The organism is Tychonema sp. LEGE 07196 (genome assembly GCF_963890365.1).
Taxonomy (GTDB): Bacteria; Cyanobacteriota; Cyanobacteriia; order Cyanobacteriales; family Microcoleaceae; genus Microcoleus.
This window is the reverse complement of sequence record NZ_CAWPRX010000113.1, coordinates 45,127-59,182: the sequence shown is the minus strand read 5'-3', so window position 1 is coordinate 59,182 and position 14,056 is coordinate 45,127. Positions and strand designations below refer to the sequence as shown.

Here is a 14,056-nt window from a genome sequence, read left to right as displayed (position 1 = left end):
TAACTAAACCGTATTGTGCTAGAAAGGACTGAAATCCTGACTACAAACCAGGAAAACTGACAACTGACAAAAAACAAATGACTTTGGATTGGATTAGCCCTGCTGACAGGTTGCAAACACTACCGCCCTACGTATTTGCCCGTCTCGACGAACTCAAAGCCCGCGCCCGCGAACAAGGACTAGATTTAATAGACTTAGGAATGGGAAACCCCGACGGTGCCACTCCTCAACCAGTAGTAGAAGCCGCTGTCGCAGCCATCCAAAATCCTGCAAATCACGGCTATCCACCCTTTGAAGGAACTGCCAATTTCCGCCGTACTATTACTAAATGGTACAGCCGTCGCTACAATGTTGAACTCGATCCAGAAAGCGAAGCATTACCTTTGTTGGGTTCCAAAGAAGGTTTAGCACATTTTGCGATCGCCTACATCAATCCCGGCGACTTAGTATTAGTACCGAGTCCCGCTTATCCCGTATTATTTCGCGGCCCGATTATCGCCGGTGCAAAAGTTCACAACATTATCCTCAAGCCAGAAAACGACTGGGTAATTGACTTAGCCGACATTCCCGACAGCGTAGCCGAACAAGCCAAAATCCTCTATTTCAATTATCCCAGCAATCCGACGGGAGCAACAGCACCCCGCGAATTTTATAAAGATATTGTTGCTTTCGCGCACAAATATCAAATCTTGCTAGTTCATGATTTGTGCTATGCGGAATTAGCCTTTGACGGCTATCAACCGACCAGTTTATTAGAAATTCCCGGCGGTAAAGAAATCGGTGTCGAATTTCACACCATGTCCAAAACCTACAATATGGCCGGCTGGCGAGTCGGTTTTGTAGTAGGAAATAGCAAGATTATTCAAGGTTTGCGGACATTAAAAACTAACCTAGATTACGGTATATTTTCCGCCTTGCAAACAGCAGCAGAAACAGCGCTGCAATTGCCTGACAGTTACTTGCACGAAGTACAGGAACGCTACCGCACTCGCCGCGATTTCATGGTTGCAGGACTGGCCGAATTAGGGTGGAATATTCCGAAACCTCTGGCGGCAATGTATCTGTGGGTTCCCTGTAGTCGCGGCATGAGTTCGACTGATTTTGCTTTGAATGTTTTGCAGGAAACGGGTGTTGTGGTGACTCCTGGCAATGCTTTCGGCCCTGGTGGCGAAGGATATGTGAGAATTAGTTTGATTGCAGATTGCGATCGGCTGGGAGAAGCATTGCGGCGTTTGAAACAAGCAAACATTCGATATTAGTTATTGGGCGGAGCGAAGCGGAGGGATTGGGCATGGGGCATAGGGCATGGAAATTGGGCATTGACTTTCAAGTACAATCTTGACGCAATTGACTAATTAATTAAATTCAACCTATCCTCATAACCCAGCATTATCTTCTGCAAGGTGTTCTGCAACTTCTGAAATTCTGAATCATTTACAGAAAAAGCAATTCTTACCTCATCGTAATTTATATGAGGGTTGGGTCTTGAAGGATCGAAATGAACAATTAAGCGTTCGCGGTTTAAAGTAACTTCTTTAATTCCTCCATATTCTCCCCAACACTGATCGTCTATCTCCGAGTAGACACTCCCTAGGTTAGGAAGAGCATCTTCTTTATGAAATTCATGTCTTTGCATAACAAAATAATGTTCGTTATCCTCCCCGGACGAAAAACCAATATAATCAAATGACTCTTCAATTCCCACAAGTTTTGCCAAAAGTTCAAACACTATCATAAACTTAATCCACTTGTTTTGGTGAGCTATTTTAACCGCAACTTCCCCTGCAACCCTCTTAACTTTTCTCTGAAACCATTTATAGCGGTTCTCAAGAAAGTGAAGTAAGTAGACTGCGTCCCATGCCCTATTGGTGTCAACTTAACATCAAACCGATAGTCCGGCAGGGGTTTAAACCCCTGCCTCAAAGCTAAAGTCCTCTCAAAGAGGACTGAAGAACTCATTAGTCCTCTTTGAGAGGACTTTAGCTATTAGACAGGGAATTCATTCCCTGGCGGACTGAAGGGTGGGCGGGAGGACTGGTGGACCAAAAGCTTAAGTTGACACCAATGCCCATGCCCCATGCCCTATCCCAATTCCCAATAACTACGCTTTTTTTATTTCATTAGTAATCCAATCAAAAGTTTCGATAACTTGCTTTAGGGCAGATTCATCTTGCAAAGTAAACAAAGCCAGACTCGGCGACCTTCTCTCACCTGGTTCTATAGGCAACGACAGACCGATCGAACTCAGTTTACTTCTCAATTCCAGCCAATTCTGTTCCGCATTAAACGGCGGCTGGGAACCGTAATTATCAGCAGAAATCTCCATTCTGCCAGCAATATCTACAGTGAATAACTGATAGGGTTTTCTTCCCCTTTGAGGCAATTGAGCGGCGAAACCGCCGTAGGCATCCCCCGTTCCCCACTGGATCTGAACTTCGGGTTCTTGACTTTTCGCCCAAAGGTAAATTGCTTTTGCCATTTGCGCCTCATCCGCGCCCCGTCTAGCCTTGATTTCCGCAAAAAATGACGATTCATCCCAGCGCCTTCTTTCGCGCGTTGCGCTGGATTTTTTCTGCTGTGCTTCGGCTGTCTGGCCGATCACTCTGGGAACCAATGTTTTCAAACCGTCTTCGCTTACATACTGCTTAATTTCCAGTGCAAAAACTTCAACCGGGTCCATTTGTTCGTTAAGAAATTCCACAACTCGGCGCATTTCAGCGGAAATCTCGTCAGCGACAAATACTAAGCGAATTTTACCCGCTTGCAAATTAGTTTTAACCTTCTGCCAAAATAGGTCTTCATTAGCATCCGCGCCCAGAAACTCTTCAAAAATCTGTTCGGGATCGCGACCCCGATCGCGACAATTCGCTTCAAACAGAGCAATAATTGAATCGACTGGCCAGTGAACTACCGCATTAGCAGCATAGTCGATCGACTGACCCAAAACTTTTTGCCGCAGTTCGGCATTAGGAGTTCGCCTGACATCCACCAAAGTAGGAACTGCATTTTGGTCGAGAAATAAATGATCCAGCGACCACTGGACGGCTGTTTCCTCATCGGTGGGCGCTGCTGCTTCCCGCGAAATTAACAGCCACCTGCGCGCCGTCGCTCGATCGATTTGGTCTCCCGCAATCAAATTCGGGTAAGTTACTAGCAAATCTTGTAACTGGTCTTCCGAATCGTAGGGCTGTTCCATCATTTCTACCAGCCTGTCGTCGTCCTGAATCAGATAAATACCTCCAGCCATGCACATCCACCTAGTAAATTTTAGATTTTAGATTTTAGATTTTAGATTTTAGATTTTAGTCATTAGTCAGTAGTCCGCAGCCAATTAGTTCTCAACGGGGAAGACATTAGTCAGAATTCAAGAAAAATTTTGAATTATCCAATTTGATTTTTTTGTCAATTATACAAAAAACTTCCTTAAACCACCCATAGATGACTGATGACTAATGACCAATGACCAATGACTGATGACTGATGACTAAAGACTAATACAACCAGTAAATACTCGCTGTGCCGGCCCGGTCATGTAAATCCGCCCAGAAACTTCAGCCCATTCGATTTCCAAAACGCCGCCGGGGAGTTCAACAGCAGTTGTCCGATCGCACTTAGCGACTAACACTCCAGCTACCACAGCAGCACAAGCACCAGTCCCACAAGCTAGAGTAACACCTGCGCCTCTTTCCCACACCCGCATTTTTACGTAGTCCGATCGTATTACTTGAATGAATTCAGTATTTGTGCGTTGCGGGAAGGCTGGGTGGTGCTCGAATACAGGCCCGACAGTTTCTAAAGCAACAGCCGAAACATCGTCTACAAAAGTAATGCAGTGAGGATTACCCATGCTGACACAGGTAACAGACCAAGATTTACCCGCTACCTCGATCGGGACATCAATAGCTTTAGCATCCGGTGCGGCCAAAGTTGTCGGAATTTCCGCAGCCAGCAGCCGGGGAACTCCCATATCCACCTTAACTTGACCGTCCGATCGCAATTCGGTGATAATAACGCCCGCACCGGTGTGAATCCGGTACTCACTCTTAGATTCACTCCCCCCCTTAGCAAGGGAGAGGTCAATTTCCTTCGATTCACTCCCCCCCTTAGCAAGGGGGGGTTGGGGGGGGTGAATTTCTTTCGATTCCAAATCGGCGATAAACTTAGCCAAACAGCGAATCCCATTGCCGCACATTTCCGGTTCCGAACCGTCGGAATTAAAAATCCGCATCGTATAGTCAGTGCCGTTTTGACCCGGAAGAGCAAAAATCACGCCGTCTGCGCCAATGCCAAAATGTCGATCGCACATTTCGACAGCTTGTTCTGGTGTTATCACCGGTTCCGGGGAGTGGCGGTTGTCAATCAGAATAAAATCATTGCCCAGTCCGTGATACTTCGCAAACTCGATCGGCATAAAAAACAAACCTCTTTTGGTTAAAACTGATTAGTTGATAGACTTCTAAAGTCATTAGTCATTAGTCATTAGTCATTGGTACTGGGCATCCCCGTATCATCCTAGTCCTGAGTCTGCCGTTGGCGATTAATAGAGTTCCCCCATAATTCCTGTGAAACAGGCATCCCGCCCGTTCTTGAATATTTTTGGGGACAAATCTAATGACTGATGACTGATGACTGATGACTGATGACTAATGACTAACTTACCCATTTCCCAGTATGTCTGAATTTGAGACCGGATTGCCCAGCATTCGCCTAATACAAAGCTACATCAAAGACAAAGAACAGGTAGAAATCAAACTCACGACCGGCGACTTGCTAGTCGGCAGAATTTTTTGGCAGGATCATAGCTGCCTTTGCCTCGTAGATGCCTCAGAAACACAAATTCTGATCTCGCGACCAACAATTGCCTATATCAAACCTAACCGTTGAGAATGGGGCATCGGGCCTAAAAGCATCGGGCATCGGCCCGCGCAGGGCATGGGGCATCGGGCATCGGCCCGCGCAGGGCATTGGCCCGCGCAGGGCATCGGGCATCGGGCATTGTTAGCTGTTAACTGTTAGCTGTTGACTGTTGACTGTTAGCTGTTAACTGCCAACTAACAACTGCCAACTGCTTTCCTGCTTTCCTGCTTTCCTGCTTTCCTACCAACTGCTTTCCTGCTTTCCTACCAACTGCTTTCCTGTCAACTACCAAGGGCTTTCCTGTCAACAACCAACGGCTTTCCTGTCAACTACCAACTGCCTAATCGCTAAACAGCTTTTCGCTGACTTGAGCCGTGACAAAAGGCAGCTTTAAGGCGGGTTGCGGAACCGGGGGCGAGGCCGTCCGCTGCATCAAGCCGAGCTCGTAGAAGCCGCCGCACAGCAGCAAACGATCGCCCTCTAGCAAACTGCTAGTTCCATCGGGCCAGCGAGTAAATTTCCCTTCCCGGCGGATCGCCCGCACTTGCACGCCGTACTGGGCGAGTACATCTATCTCTGACAGTTTTTTGCCAGCCCAAGGGCTTTTTGGTGGCAGCCTCAGCCACTGACAAGAACTGTCGCCGTGCGGCACAGAAACTTCTCCCTTCGCCAGCAATTCAAAACTGATGAGTTCTTCCGGTTCTCCCACGACAAAAACTCGATCGCCCAACTGCAAAGCTGTCTTTCCGTTGGGATAATCAATTTCCTCCCCATCTTTGCGGACGATCGCCATTACGCTGACCCCTGTCAACTGCCGCAAATTAGTTTCTTCCAGAGTCATGCCGGCGATCGGAGAACCCTGCGGCAAGTTGTACCACTCGCTGTTCATATCTCGAACCGCCACCTTCAAATCCCGCGAAATCGCCAAAGGTTCGCGCGCCGGCCGCAATTCCAGATAGCGGCTGCTGCGAATTTGCTGGACTTCCCGCCCGATAGCCATTGGCGAGACACCTATGCCGCCGAGCAAGTGGGCCGACAGTTCTAAACTGGCCTCAAACTCTGGCTGCACAACTTCCCACGCCCCTAGTTGATAAAGCAGTTCGATGTCTTTATCTTGGTTGGCCTGGACGACAATATCCAAATCGGGAACTAATTCTAAAGCCCGCTTCAGACACAAGCGAGTGCTCATGGGATCGGGAAGGGCGATCGCCATTGAAGCAGCCCGTTCGATCCCGGCAGATTCCAAAACGTGCAAGCTAGCAGCATTCCCGTAAATGTAGGGAATTCCTAGCAATCTGCAATCTTGAATTCTCCTTTCTGACTCATCGATCACCACAATTGAACAGTTGCGGCCCTGCAGTATTTTGACTAAATTTCTGCCAACTCGCCCGTAGCCGCAAATCACAACATGATTTTGTTCCGGCAAATTTTCTGCGATTTCCACAGGTTGAGATGTTTCGTCAAAATATCGCTGCAAAGGCCCGAAATTTTCCGCCCAATTCAATAATTGCGGCACACTTCTCAATACAAACGGAGTCAGCACCAAGGTGACTGCTGTCGTTCCTAAAATTAATAGATAAACTTCTCGCGAAACCAGTCCCATCATTTGACCGGAACTAGCGAGTACAAAGGAAAATTCTCCGATTTGAGCTAAGCCCAAACCTACGATCAATGCTGTTTTTAACGGATAACCAAATAGTCGGACGAGGGGCGTGATTATCAAGAATTTGCCAACAAATACTAGAAATACCAGTCCCAGAATTAATTCTAGATGGCTCCAGAGAAACATCGGGTCGATTAACATACCGATGGTGACAAAAAATAAGGATGCAAAAATATCTCGCAAAGGCTCAACGTAAGTTAGAGTCTGGTCGGCATATTCCACCTCAGAAATCATTAAGCCCGCCACAAATGCGCCCATCTCGATCGAGAAACCCAAATATTCTGTCAGCAGCGCAATACCTAAAGCCAAAACCACAACTCCCAGCAAAAACAGTTCTCGGCTTTCTGTTTTCGCGAGATAGCGCAGCAATTGCGGGACAATCCAAATGCCTGCAACTACAGCACCAGCGGCAAATAAGCCGATCCGCAGCAGAGCCCAAGCTACCGTCATGCCGATCGCCTCTGCAGGCTCGTTGAGAGCAGGCAAAACTGCTAACATCAGCCCCAATGCTAAGTCTTGAACTACTAATATTCCCAGCATGACTTGACCGTGGGAAGTACCGCTTTCGTTGCGTTCCATCAAGCACTTGAGTACAACTGCTGTAGAGGAAAGCGACAAAATCGACCCTAAAAACACGCCTTGAGCGGGCGATTCTACCCAGCCCACGCCCAAGGAAATTGCAGTTGTAAAGGCGATCGTCAGCACAATTTGCAAGCCTCCCCCGCCCAGACTAATTGCTTTAACTTTCTGGAGTTCGGCGAAGGAAAACTCTACTCCCAAAGCAAACAACAGAAAGGCAACACCGAATTCAGCGAGGGTGTCTACCTGAATTAATTCTTTAATCAGCCCCAAACCAGCGGGCCCAATTACGATCCCTCCTAGGAGGTATCCGAGGATTACTGGCTGTCGCAACAGCGATGCAAAGAGTCCTCCTGCTGCGGCAGCAGCGAGAACTATAACTAAGTCAACGATCAGTCGGAAGTCTTCTTGCACAAGTTTATCAAAAAAGTGTAAAGTTATATTATAGTGTTTAATGTGTTGACTGTGTTTGGCGCGTTAATTTCATCCATAAACCCATACAATCGCCCGACGACCGTCGTGCAGAAAGTGCAATTTTATACCCAAGTTCAAGCTCGGTTGATTCATCTGCCGAATAAATTTAAAATTTAAAAATTTAAAAATTTAAGGAAAAATAGGGTATTTTATACGATAGTTAAGTCTCTAGCAATTACCCATATTTTTTATTTTTGATTGCCCATTATCATGCCTTCACCTCAAACCTATGGCTAGAATTATGGTCAAGTATTAAAACTAATTAAAGCAAGCATAAATTGAGTTATTTTTAACAAGTTTACGCGCTTATTAGAAAATTTATCCTAATAATTTTATCGCAAATCGCGTGAAAATTCCTAGGAGATGTTAGGACGAGATCGAAAAAATGAGGAGTTGAGATTGGATACTTTTCTAGTAAAGATTTGAAATTGGAGAATGCAGGGATTGAAGAAGTGCTCGATCGATACCTCATTTTGAGGATTACTGCCATATATTGCTGTTATTGCTAGCTAAAATTTACAACTTAATGATTGATATAGGTTGGAATTAAATTAGGTCGCGTGCGGTGAATTGAATCAATAGCTAGCTGGTTGTTTTGATTGTCGCATTTGCTAAAGTAAAGTTTTATTTGAGTTGTCAAAAACGAATTCTGTTTATATTATAATATTTGAGCTGTATAGCCAACAAAAATATCTGGCTGACAAAATTTAAGGAAAGCTAACAATGAGAACGACGGTGAATCGAGGCAACAGCAAGGTAAGTGCGGAAATAGTTGCAGGTGGGATTTTACAGGGGCAAGGGTTGAAAGCAAACCAGCTAACCACTACAAAAGTTACGCACGCCAAGGCAAAAAACCCTGTTTCTGCATCCAGCATCTCAAGGGAACAGCAGCGATTTTCCAAGCAACCGGGTTTTTTGCGTAAGTGCTACGCTAGTTCGATCGCGCCTATTGTTGCTGGCCTTCTGAGTTTTGCCCTGCCGGTGCAAGCTTTGCAGGTAGTAGTCACTCCACAAAATCCCGAACTGGGAGATACGCTGTCAGTAATGATTCAGGTTGACGGTAACGGCGGGGAAACTCCAACAGTTTCTTTACAGCAGAAAAACTACCCCGCGTTTCCAATGGGCAACGGCCGCTTTCGGGCTCTGTTACCGACGACACCGGTAGAGAAACCCGGTGCCCGCGTTTTAGAAGTCGCAGGTGACGGACAGACACAGAAGTTGAACGTGCAAGTGCGCGATCGAAATTTTCCCACTCAGTCCATCTGGCTACCTCCGGGTAAAGACGAGGAAGGTACAGATGCGGAGTTCGATCCCGTAGACGCATTTAAAGCACTGGTGACACCCGAAAAGTTTTGGAACGGCAAATTATTGCGCCCTAACTCTGGAGAAGTTACCACTATTTACGGCGTGCAGCGATACTATAATGGAGTATTTGCTAAAGACTACTACCACCGCGGCGTGGATTACGGCGGTGCTTACGGTTCCCCTGTAATCGCACCCGCAGCAGGTCGGGTGTCTCTGGTGGGACGCGAATCCCAAGGGTTCAAAATCCACGGGAATGTCGTTGGTATCGACCACGGTCAGGGGGTAGCAAGTATTTTGATGCACCTCAGCCGAATTGATGTCAAGGAAGGCGATTTCGTCAAAGCCGGTCAAGTAATCGGTGCTTTGGGGTCAACTGGAGCTGCGACAGGCCCTCACCTGCACTGGGGACTTTACGTGCACGGGCAGTCTGTCGATCCCGTACCTTGGCGGCTTCAGGGAATTGAGTAGGAATTTATACGGGTTTTGACGAATAAAGCCGTCAATTATAGGGTAAGTTTGTGGCTGGGGTGTTTAGATAACTGTTATGGGTTATCTGTATTGAGTTAGGATTTGTCTAAAAATTCTCAACTCAATCCTCAAAACTCGAATCTCAAAGGGAATTGAGTAGGAATTTTTACGGGTTTTGACGAATAAAGCCGTCAATTATGGGGTAAGTTTGTGGCTAGGGTGTTTAGATAACTGTTATGGGTTATCAGTATTGAGTTAGGATTTGTCTAAAAATTCTCAACTCAATCCTCAAAACTCGAATCTCAAGACGCTAACAATAGCGTCTTCACAAAACTCTATTAATGATGCCGTTGAGTGGGAAGCATATATGAGTATTGAAAAAATTGTTGAACAGGCTTTGCAAGACGGCTATTTAACGCCCTCTATGGAAGCTGAGGTGGGACGGATCTGCAACACGGCTTCGGAATTGTCGATCGAAGAGTACATGGCTCTCGATCGCCTGATGGGCTCGTTGTTAACCGGGGAAGTCGTGGTTCTGCCCCGCAAACAGTTCATCAACGTGATGGAAGAGTTGGTGCTCAGTGAGGCGATCGCCAGGGTGGCCGAGATTGAGGAGAAGACTGACCTGAGTCTGGATGTGGGAGATATTGCGGCTTATGCTTTAAATAGGCTGCCGCCTCTGTATGCTACGACGGAAGAGGGAGCTCATTTTCAAAGAGCTAGGGCTAAAGAACAACTTCACGATTTGATTTCCAAAGAAGTCAACGCAGCCATCGCCCGCAACTTGGACAGGCCAGACACCCCAAACCCCACAGCTTTGGGCAAGTCTTCTGGAAACGAAGTTCTTTCACAGCTAAGCACTTGGCTGCAAGCTAACGCCACTAATTTTGAGCAGCAGCCTTAGTACAACAAACTACTCTATCTTGCTTAAATCAATCCCGCTCTCTTGAGAGAAAGCGGGATTTCTAGTTCTTGAGCAACCCAGATCGATCGCGCGTCCGGTTCATTGAGCGGACACAATGTAATATCAAATCCTCTCTTCATCGGAATAGTAAATTCACTGTTAACTGTTAACAGTTAACAGTTAACCGTTAACATCACCAGGAGTGCGACTGGAATTGATAGGACTTGTTTTTTCCAACGATTAATTGTTGCTGTCAGAAGAGTCTGCCGTGGGGCTGACGGTAACTTTGGCCTCTCGCTTTTCCCGTTTTTTCCGTTCCGCTTGGATGACATCTTGAAGCACTATTCGCGCTTGGGCCATTTTTTCCAAATTGCTGCGGTACAAATCTAAATCTTTGCTAACTTTTTCTTCAGGGAGGTGCAAGGCCGCACTGATTTTGGCGATCGCGCCGTTTCGCGTTTCTTGGTCTTTTACCATTTCGGGGTCAGCTTTTTCTAACAACGAAAACAAGCCGATCGCGAACAAGCGACTGTACTTAAATTGAGGGTTGCTGGCGATCGCCCCTAAAGATGCTTGCAAATCTCCTGTATCTTCAAAGCTGGTGGAGCGATCGAGCCACGAGAGCAAATCTGACCCGGAAAGTTTGCCCGCCATGCTTTCCAAGCGCTGAGCGTCTTGTTTGTAGCGTTCGGGATCGTCTTCTAGGGACTTACACAAAGCGTTAAAAATCGAAAGTCTGTCTGCTTCAGGGGCGTACCCGAGCATGAATCGATCGAAAGCTGTCACCACGCCCAAAGCATAAATCGGGTCGTATTGAAAATCGGCATTCGCCAAAAGCAAGTGCATTTCTACCATCAACTCTTCCACCACCCGACGGTAAATTGAGTTGATCGGTCGAGTGTGAATCGTATAGAAACTTCGCTTAGTATCTGAAACTGTACGGTTATTGTTCACCTGATGTCTTATAGATAAATAATTTTGCAGCAGCGCGCGCCGCGTGAGTAAAGTCGTGAAAGTCTATGAGCTTTGCTGACAAAAATTGCCAGTTTTTTTTTATTTGTACCAGCCCTCAAGCGAGGCAAAATTTTATTTAAAAGATTTTGCGCGCGATCGGCAGCCACAAATAAACTGTCGCACTACCAGGGCCAAACCCAAGTATCTTTACAATCATAGCTCTTCTGGGATCGCTCACCAATCTAATCTTCTGACTTGCCCGCCCAAAACTGGCAACCCATACCACAATAAATGCTGAATGTCAAGTCTAAATACTGAAAAATCAAACAAATATGACAATTTCTCCTGAATTAATAGCTTTAGCCCAGTACATGGCGGGCGAATTTGACAACCGGGAACAAGCGCTAGCAGACCCGGCTTGGTACGTCCACCTTCGTTTGTGGCAAAGACCCCTGCCTGCGGATATATTTTCCGAGCCTGGGATTGCCCTGTTTGCCGAACAAGCCAACATTCTGGAACTAGACAAGCCCTACCGCCCCCGCATCGTGCAACTGAGGCACGCAAAGACAGCGCCGGGACTTATAGAAGCTCAGTATTATATGTTCAAGGATATTGCAGCCGTCAAAGGAGCAGGTAGCAACCCCGACTTGTTAGAAAAACTAACCAGGGAGGAAATCGAATTCCTCCCTGGCTGCACCCTCTCCGTTGCGGTGCAAAATTTAGCCTCAAACCGCTATCGTTTTCGGGCATCTCTGCCAGAGGGAACTCACTGCGGCTTTGCCTACGGCGGGCAAAATTACCAAGTAGACTTGGGATTTGAAGCAGCAGGGGAGGAATTTCTCAGCTACGACAAAGGAATAAGCCCCACGACAGGCAAGGCCATCTGGGGAGCTTTAATGGGCCCTTTGAGATTTGTCAAGCGCCAGGATTTTGCTTCTGAGATACTGGCCAATAGGTTTGGGAGCAAATCAGACGGCGGTTGAAACCGCGTCTAGATAAACAAAATTCAGACGGCGGTTGAAACCAGGTTTACAAAAACAAATATCGGACGGCGGTTGAAACCAGGTTTACAAAAACTTTCGTCCGCCTCCGCGGACTAAAGAAGAAGATGACGTAATTTTCACCGCCTTTGTCTTCAACCGGCGGAGGCCGGTTTTGTTTGTATAGACGCGATTTCAATCGCCCGGTCTTCTTCAACCGGCGGAGGCCGGTTTTGTTGGTGTAGACGCGATTTCAATCGCCCGGTCTTCTTAAATTGTCCTTACGCCGCAACCGATGCCAGCGGGAGCGCTCAACTGGCGCGCGGCACCCCCTCTAAAGCTTCTTCTTCCGTTTCAAAGATTTCAAACACAGAATCCATCATGGTGACTTCAAACACCAGTTTGGCTTCTGGATGAACATTGCAAATGCGGAAACTTCCCTTAACTTTATCCGCATCGCGCATACCGGCTACCAATGAGGTCAGGCCAGAACTATCGATAAAGTTTACCTGACCAAGATTCACGACGACATGGCGGCTGAGTTTGGAAATACACTCTTGCAACTTGAGGCGGAATTGCCAAGCTGTCGTGATGTCCAACCGTCCTGTCGGTGCTAAGACGATAACTGTTGTACCGTCAGATAGCGTGTGGGTTTTTTGATCAATATGAATCACTGACCCTTCCCTCAAATTTATTACTATTTATCGCGGTGGTTACTTTCCCAGTAGTTTAACTCAGGTCGGTGACTGCTGAGGCATCCAATTCGCCCAATCTTGCGGTTTTAAGAACTTCGAGTAGAGTTCGGCTTCTGGAGAGTTGGGTTCTGGCTCGAAACAATACTCCCAGCGTACCAAAGGTGGCAGGGACATGAGAATCGATTCGGTGCGTCCGTTGGTCTGCAAGCCAAAGGTTGTGCCTCGATCGTACACCAAGTTAAATTCAACGTAGCGGCCGCGGCGGTAAAGTTGGAAATCGCGCTCGCGATCGCCGTATTCTTTCGATCGGTGCTTTTCTATAATTGGGGTGTAAGCCGGCAAAAATGCGCGGCCGCAGTCCTGTACGAAGGCGAACAGCGACTCCCAGCTTCTGGGTTCTGGGTTCCCGGCATTCTTGCTGTATTCAGCAGCTTTTCCTTTGACATTCTGGTCGCGGTAAAGCGGGCCTTGACCGTTTTGGTAGTCAAAAAACAGGCCGCCCACACCGCGAGTTTCTTGGCGGTGCGGCAGGTAGAAATATTCGTCGCACCAGAGTTTAAATGTCTGGTAATAGTCCGAGTGGTGTTTGTCGCAAGCTGCTTTCAGAGTTTTGTGAAAATGAGCTGCATCCTCAGCCAACGGGTAATAAGGAGTCAAATCGACACCGCCACCAAACCACCAAATCGGCCCAGCCTCAAAATAGCGGTAATTGAGGTGAACCGTAGGCAAGTAAGGATTGCGGGGGTGCAGCACCATCGAAGTCCCAGTCGCGTAAAAATCGTGACCTGCCGCTTCTGGGTGCTTCGCAAGAATCAAAGCCGGCAAACTTTCGCCCCAAACTTGGGAAAAATTAACTCCGCCTTGTTCAAACACATTGCCTTCGCGCATCACGCGAGAACGTCCGCCCCCGCCTTCGGAGCGTTCCCAAGAGTCTTCCTTAAATTTGCTGCCACCGTCGAGCTGTTCGAGGGCTTGACAAATTTCATCTTGTAGGGTTTTCATAAATTGGCTGACTCTAGCTCTAGAGTCAGCGGGCGGCAAAAACACAGAAGAGTTGGTTTTAAGTGTGGTAGAAACTGTCATAAGAATTTCTGTTGTCAGATTTGAGTCTTAGACGGGGGATGATTTCCCAATCCAGTCGGCATTGTAATTATGCCACCGCAGGTCTGCAAATGAT

Annotated in this window: 13 protein-coding genes; 5 read left to right on the top strand and 8 right to left on the bottom strand. The window is 47.1% G+C overall.

Annotated features, from left to right (window positions below; genetic code table 11):
- Positions 1 to 77: 77 nt before the first annotated feature.
- A complete protein-coding gene (locus AACV78_RS13875; protein WP_194011793.1) occupies positions 78 to 1,259 on the top strand; it encodes an aspartate aminotransferase in 1,182 nt (393 codons plus the stop codon).
- A 92-nt stretch (positions 1,260 to 1,351) separates the two neighbouring features.
- Here AACV78_RS13875 and AACV78_RS13870 read toward each other — a convergent pair whose 3' ends face one another.
- The 3 genes from AACV78_RS13870 to dapF form a co-directional block, all read right to left on the bottom strand.
- The gene (locus AACV78_RS13870) at positions 1,352 to 1,735 is read right to left on the bottom strand and encodes an Imm10 family immunity protein (protein ID WP_194011792.1); all 384 of its coding nucleotides are present in this window, start codon (positions 1,733 to 1,735) and stop codon (positions 1,352 to 1,354) included.
- Between the two features lie 366 nt (positions 1,736 to 2,101).
- Positions 2,102 to 3,247 (bottom strand): hypothetical protein, encoded by a 1,146-nt coding sequence (locus tag AACV78_RS13865; RefSeq protein WP_194011791.1) that lies wholly within the window; start codon positions 3,245 to 3,247, stop codon positions 2,102 to 2,104.
- 237 nt (positions 3,248 to 3,484) lie between these two features.
- Positions 3,485 to 4,411 (bottom strand): diaminopimelate epimerase, encoded by a 927-nt coding sequence (gene dapF, locus AACV78_RS13860; RefSeq protein ID WP_194074301.1) that lies wholly within the window; start codon positions 4,409 to 4,411, stop codon positions 3,485 to 3,487.
- Positions 4,412 to 4,671: 260 nt separating this feature from the next.
- Here dapF and AACV78_RS13855 point away from each other — a divergent pair, with 260 nt between their 5' ends.
- Positions 4,672 to 4,884, top strand: a complete 213-nt coding sequence (locus AACV78_RS13855) for an Hfq-related RNA-binding protein (protein WP_194010688.1) — start codon at positions 4,672 to 4,674, stop codon at positions 4,882 to 4,884.
- A gap of 121 nt (positions 4,885 to 5,005) precedes the next feature.
- On the opposite strand, the gene AACV78_RS13850 is transcribed toward AACV78_RS13855, so the two are convergent.
- Positions 5,006 to 5,164 carry a hypothetical protein gene (locus AACV78_RS13850; protein ID WP_194010689.1) on the bottom strand — a complete coding sequence of 53 codons (159 nt, stop codon included), beginning with the start codon at positions 5,162 to 5,164 and terminating at the stop codon, positions 5,006 to 5,008.
- A 33-nt stretch (positions 5,165 to 5,197) separates the two neighbouring features.
- Complete coding sequence (locus AACV78_RS13845; protein ID WP_194010690.1) at positions 5,198 to 7,513, bottom strand: cation:proton antiporter domain-containing protein; 2,316 nt, start codon at positions 7,511 to 7,513, stop codon at positions 5,198 to 5,200.
- A 783-nt stretch (positions 7,514 to 8,296) separates the two neighbouring features.
- Here AACV78_RS13845 and AACV78_RS13840 point away from each other — a divergent pair.
- Together AACV78_RS13840 and AACV78_RS13835 are read left to right on the top strand one after the other, a co-directional pair.
- Positions 8,297 to 9,346, top strand: coding sequence for a M23 family metallopeptidase (locus AACV78_RS13840; protein WP_228042241.1), 1,050 nt, complete (start codon positions 8,297 to 8,299; stop codon positions 9,344 to 9,346).
- 367 nt (positions 9,347 to 9,713) lie between these two features.
- The gene (locus AACV78_RS13835; protein ID WP_194010712.1) at positions 9,714 to 10,250 is read left to right on the top strand and encodes a late competence development ComFB family protein; all 537 of its coding nucleotides are present in this window, start codon (positions 9,714 to 9,716) and stop codon (positions 10,248 to 10,250) included.
- 240 nt (positions 10,251 to 10,490) lie between these two features.
- On the opposite strand, the gene psb29 is transcribed toward AACV78_RS13835, so the two are convergent.
- Positions 10,491 to 11,204: a photosystem II biogenesis protein Psp29 gene (gene psb29 / locus AACV78_RS13830; RefSeq protein WP_194010691.1), complete on the bottom strand. Its 714-nt coding sequence runs from the start codon at positions 11,202 to 11,204 to the stop codon at positions 10,491 to 10,493.
- Between the two features lie 332 nt (positions 11,205 to 11,536).
- On the opposite strand from psb29, the gene AACV78_RS13825 reads away from it, so the two are divergent.
- Positions 11,537 to 12,187, top strand: coding sequence for a chromophore lyase CpcT/CpeT (locus AACV78_RS13825; RefSeq protein WP_194010692.1), 651 nt, complete (start codon positions 11,537 to 11,539; stop codon positions 12,185 to 12,187).
- Positions 12,188 to 12,495: 308 nt separating this feature from the next.
- On the opposite strand, the gene AACV78_RS13820 is transcribed toward AACV78_RS13825, so the two are convergent.
- Both AACV78_RS13820 and hemF read right to left on the bottom strand, forming a co-directional pair.
- Positions 12,496 to 12,858, bottom strand: a complete 363-nt coding sequence (locus tag AACV78_RS13820) for an STAS domain-containing protein (RefSeq protein WP_106149243.1) — start codon at positions 12,856 to 12,858, stop codon at positions 12,496 to 12,498.
- Between the two features lie 60 nt (positions 12,859 to 12,918).
- Entirely contained in the window at positions 12,919 to 13,962 is a 1,044-nt protein-coding gene (hemF, locus tag AACV78_RS13815) for an oxygen-dependent coproporphyrinogen oxidase (protein ID WP_194010693.1), read from the bottom strand.
- Positions 13,963 to 14,056: the final 94 nt, after the last annotated feature.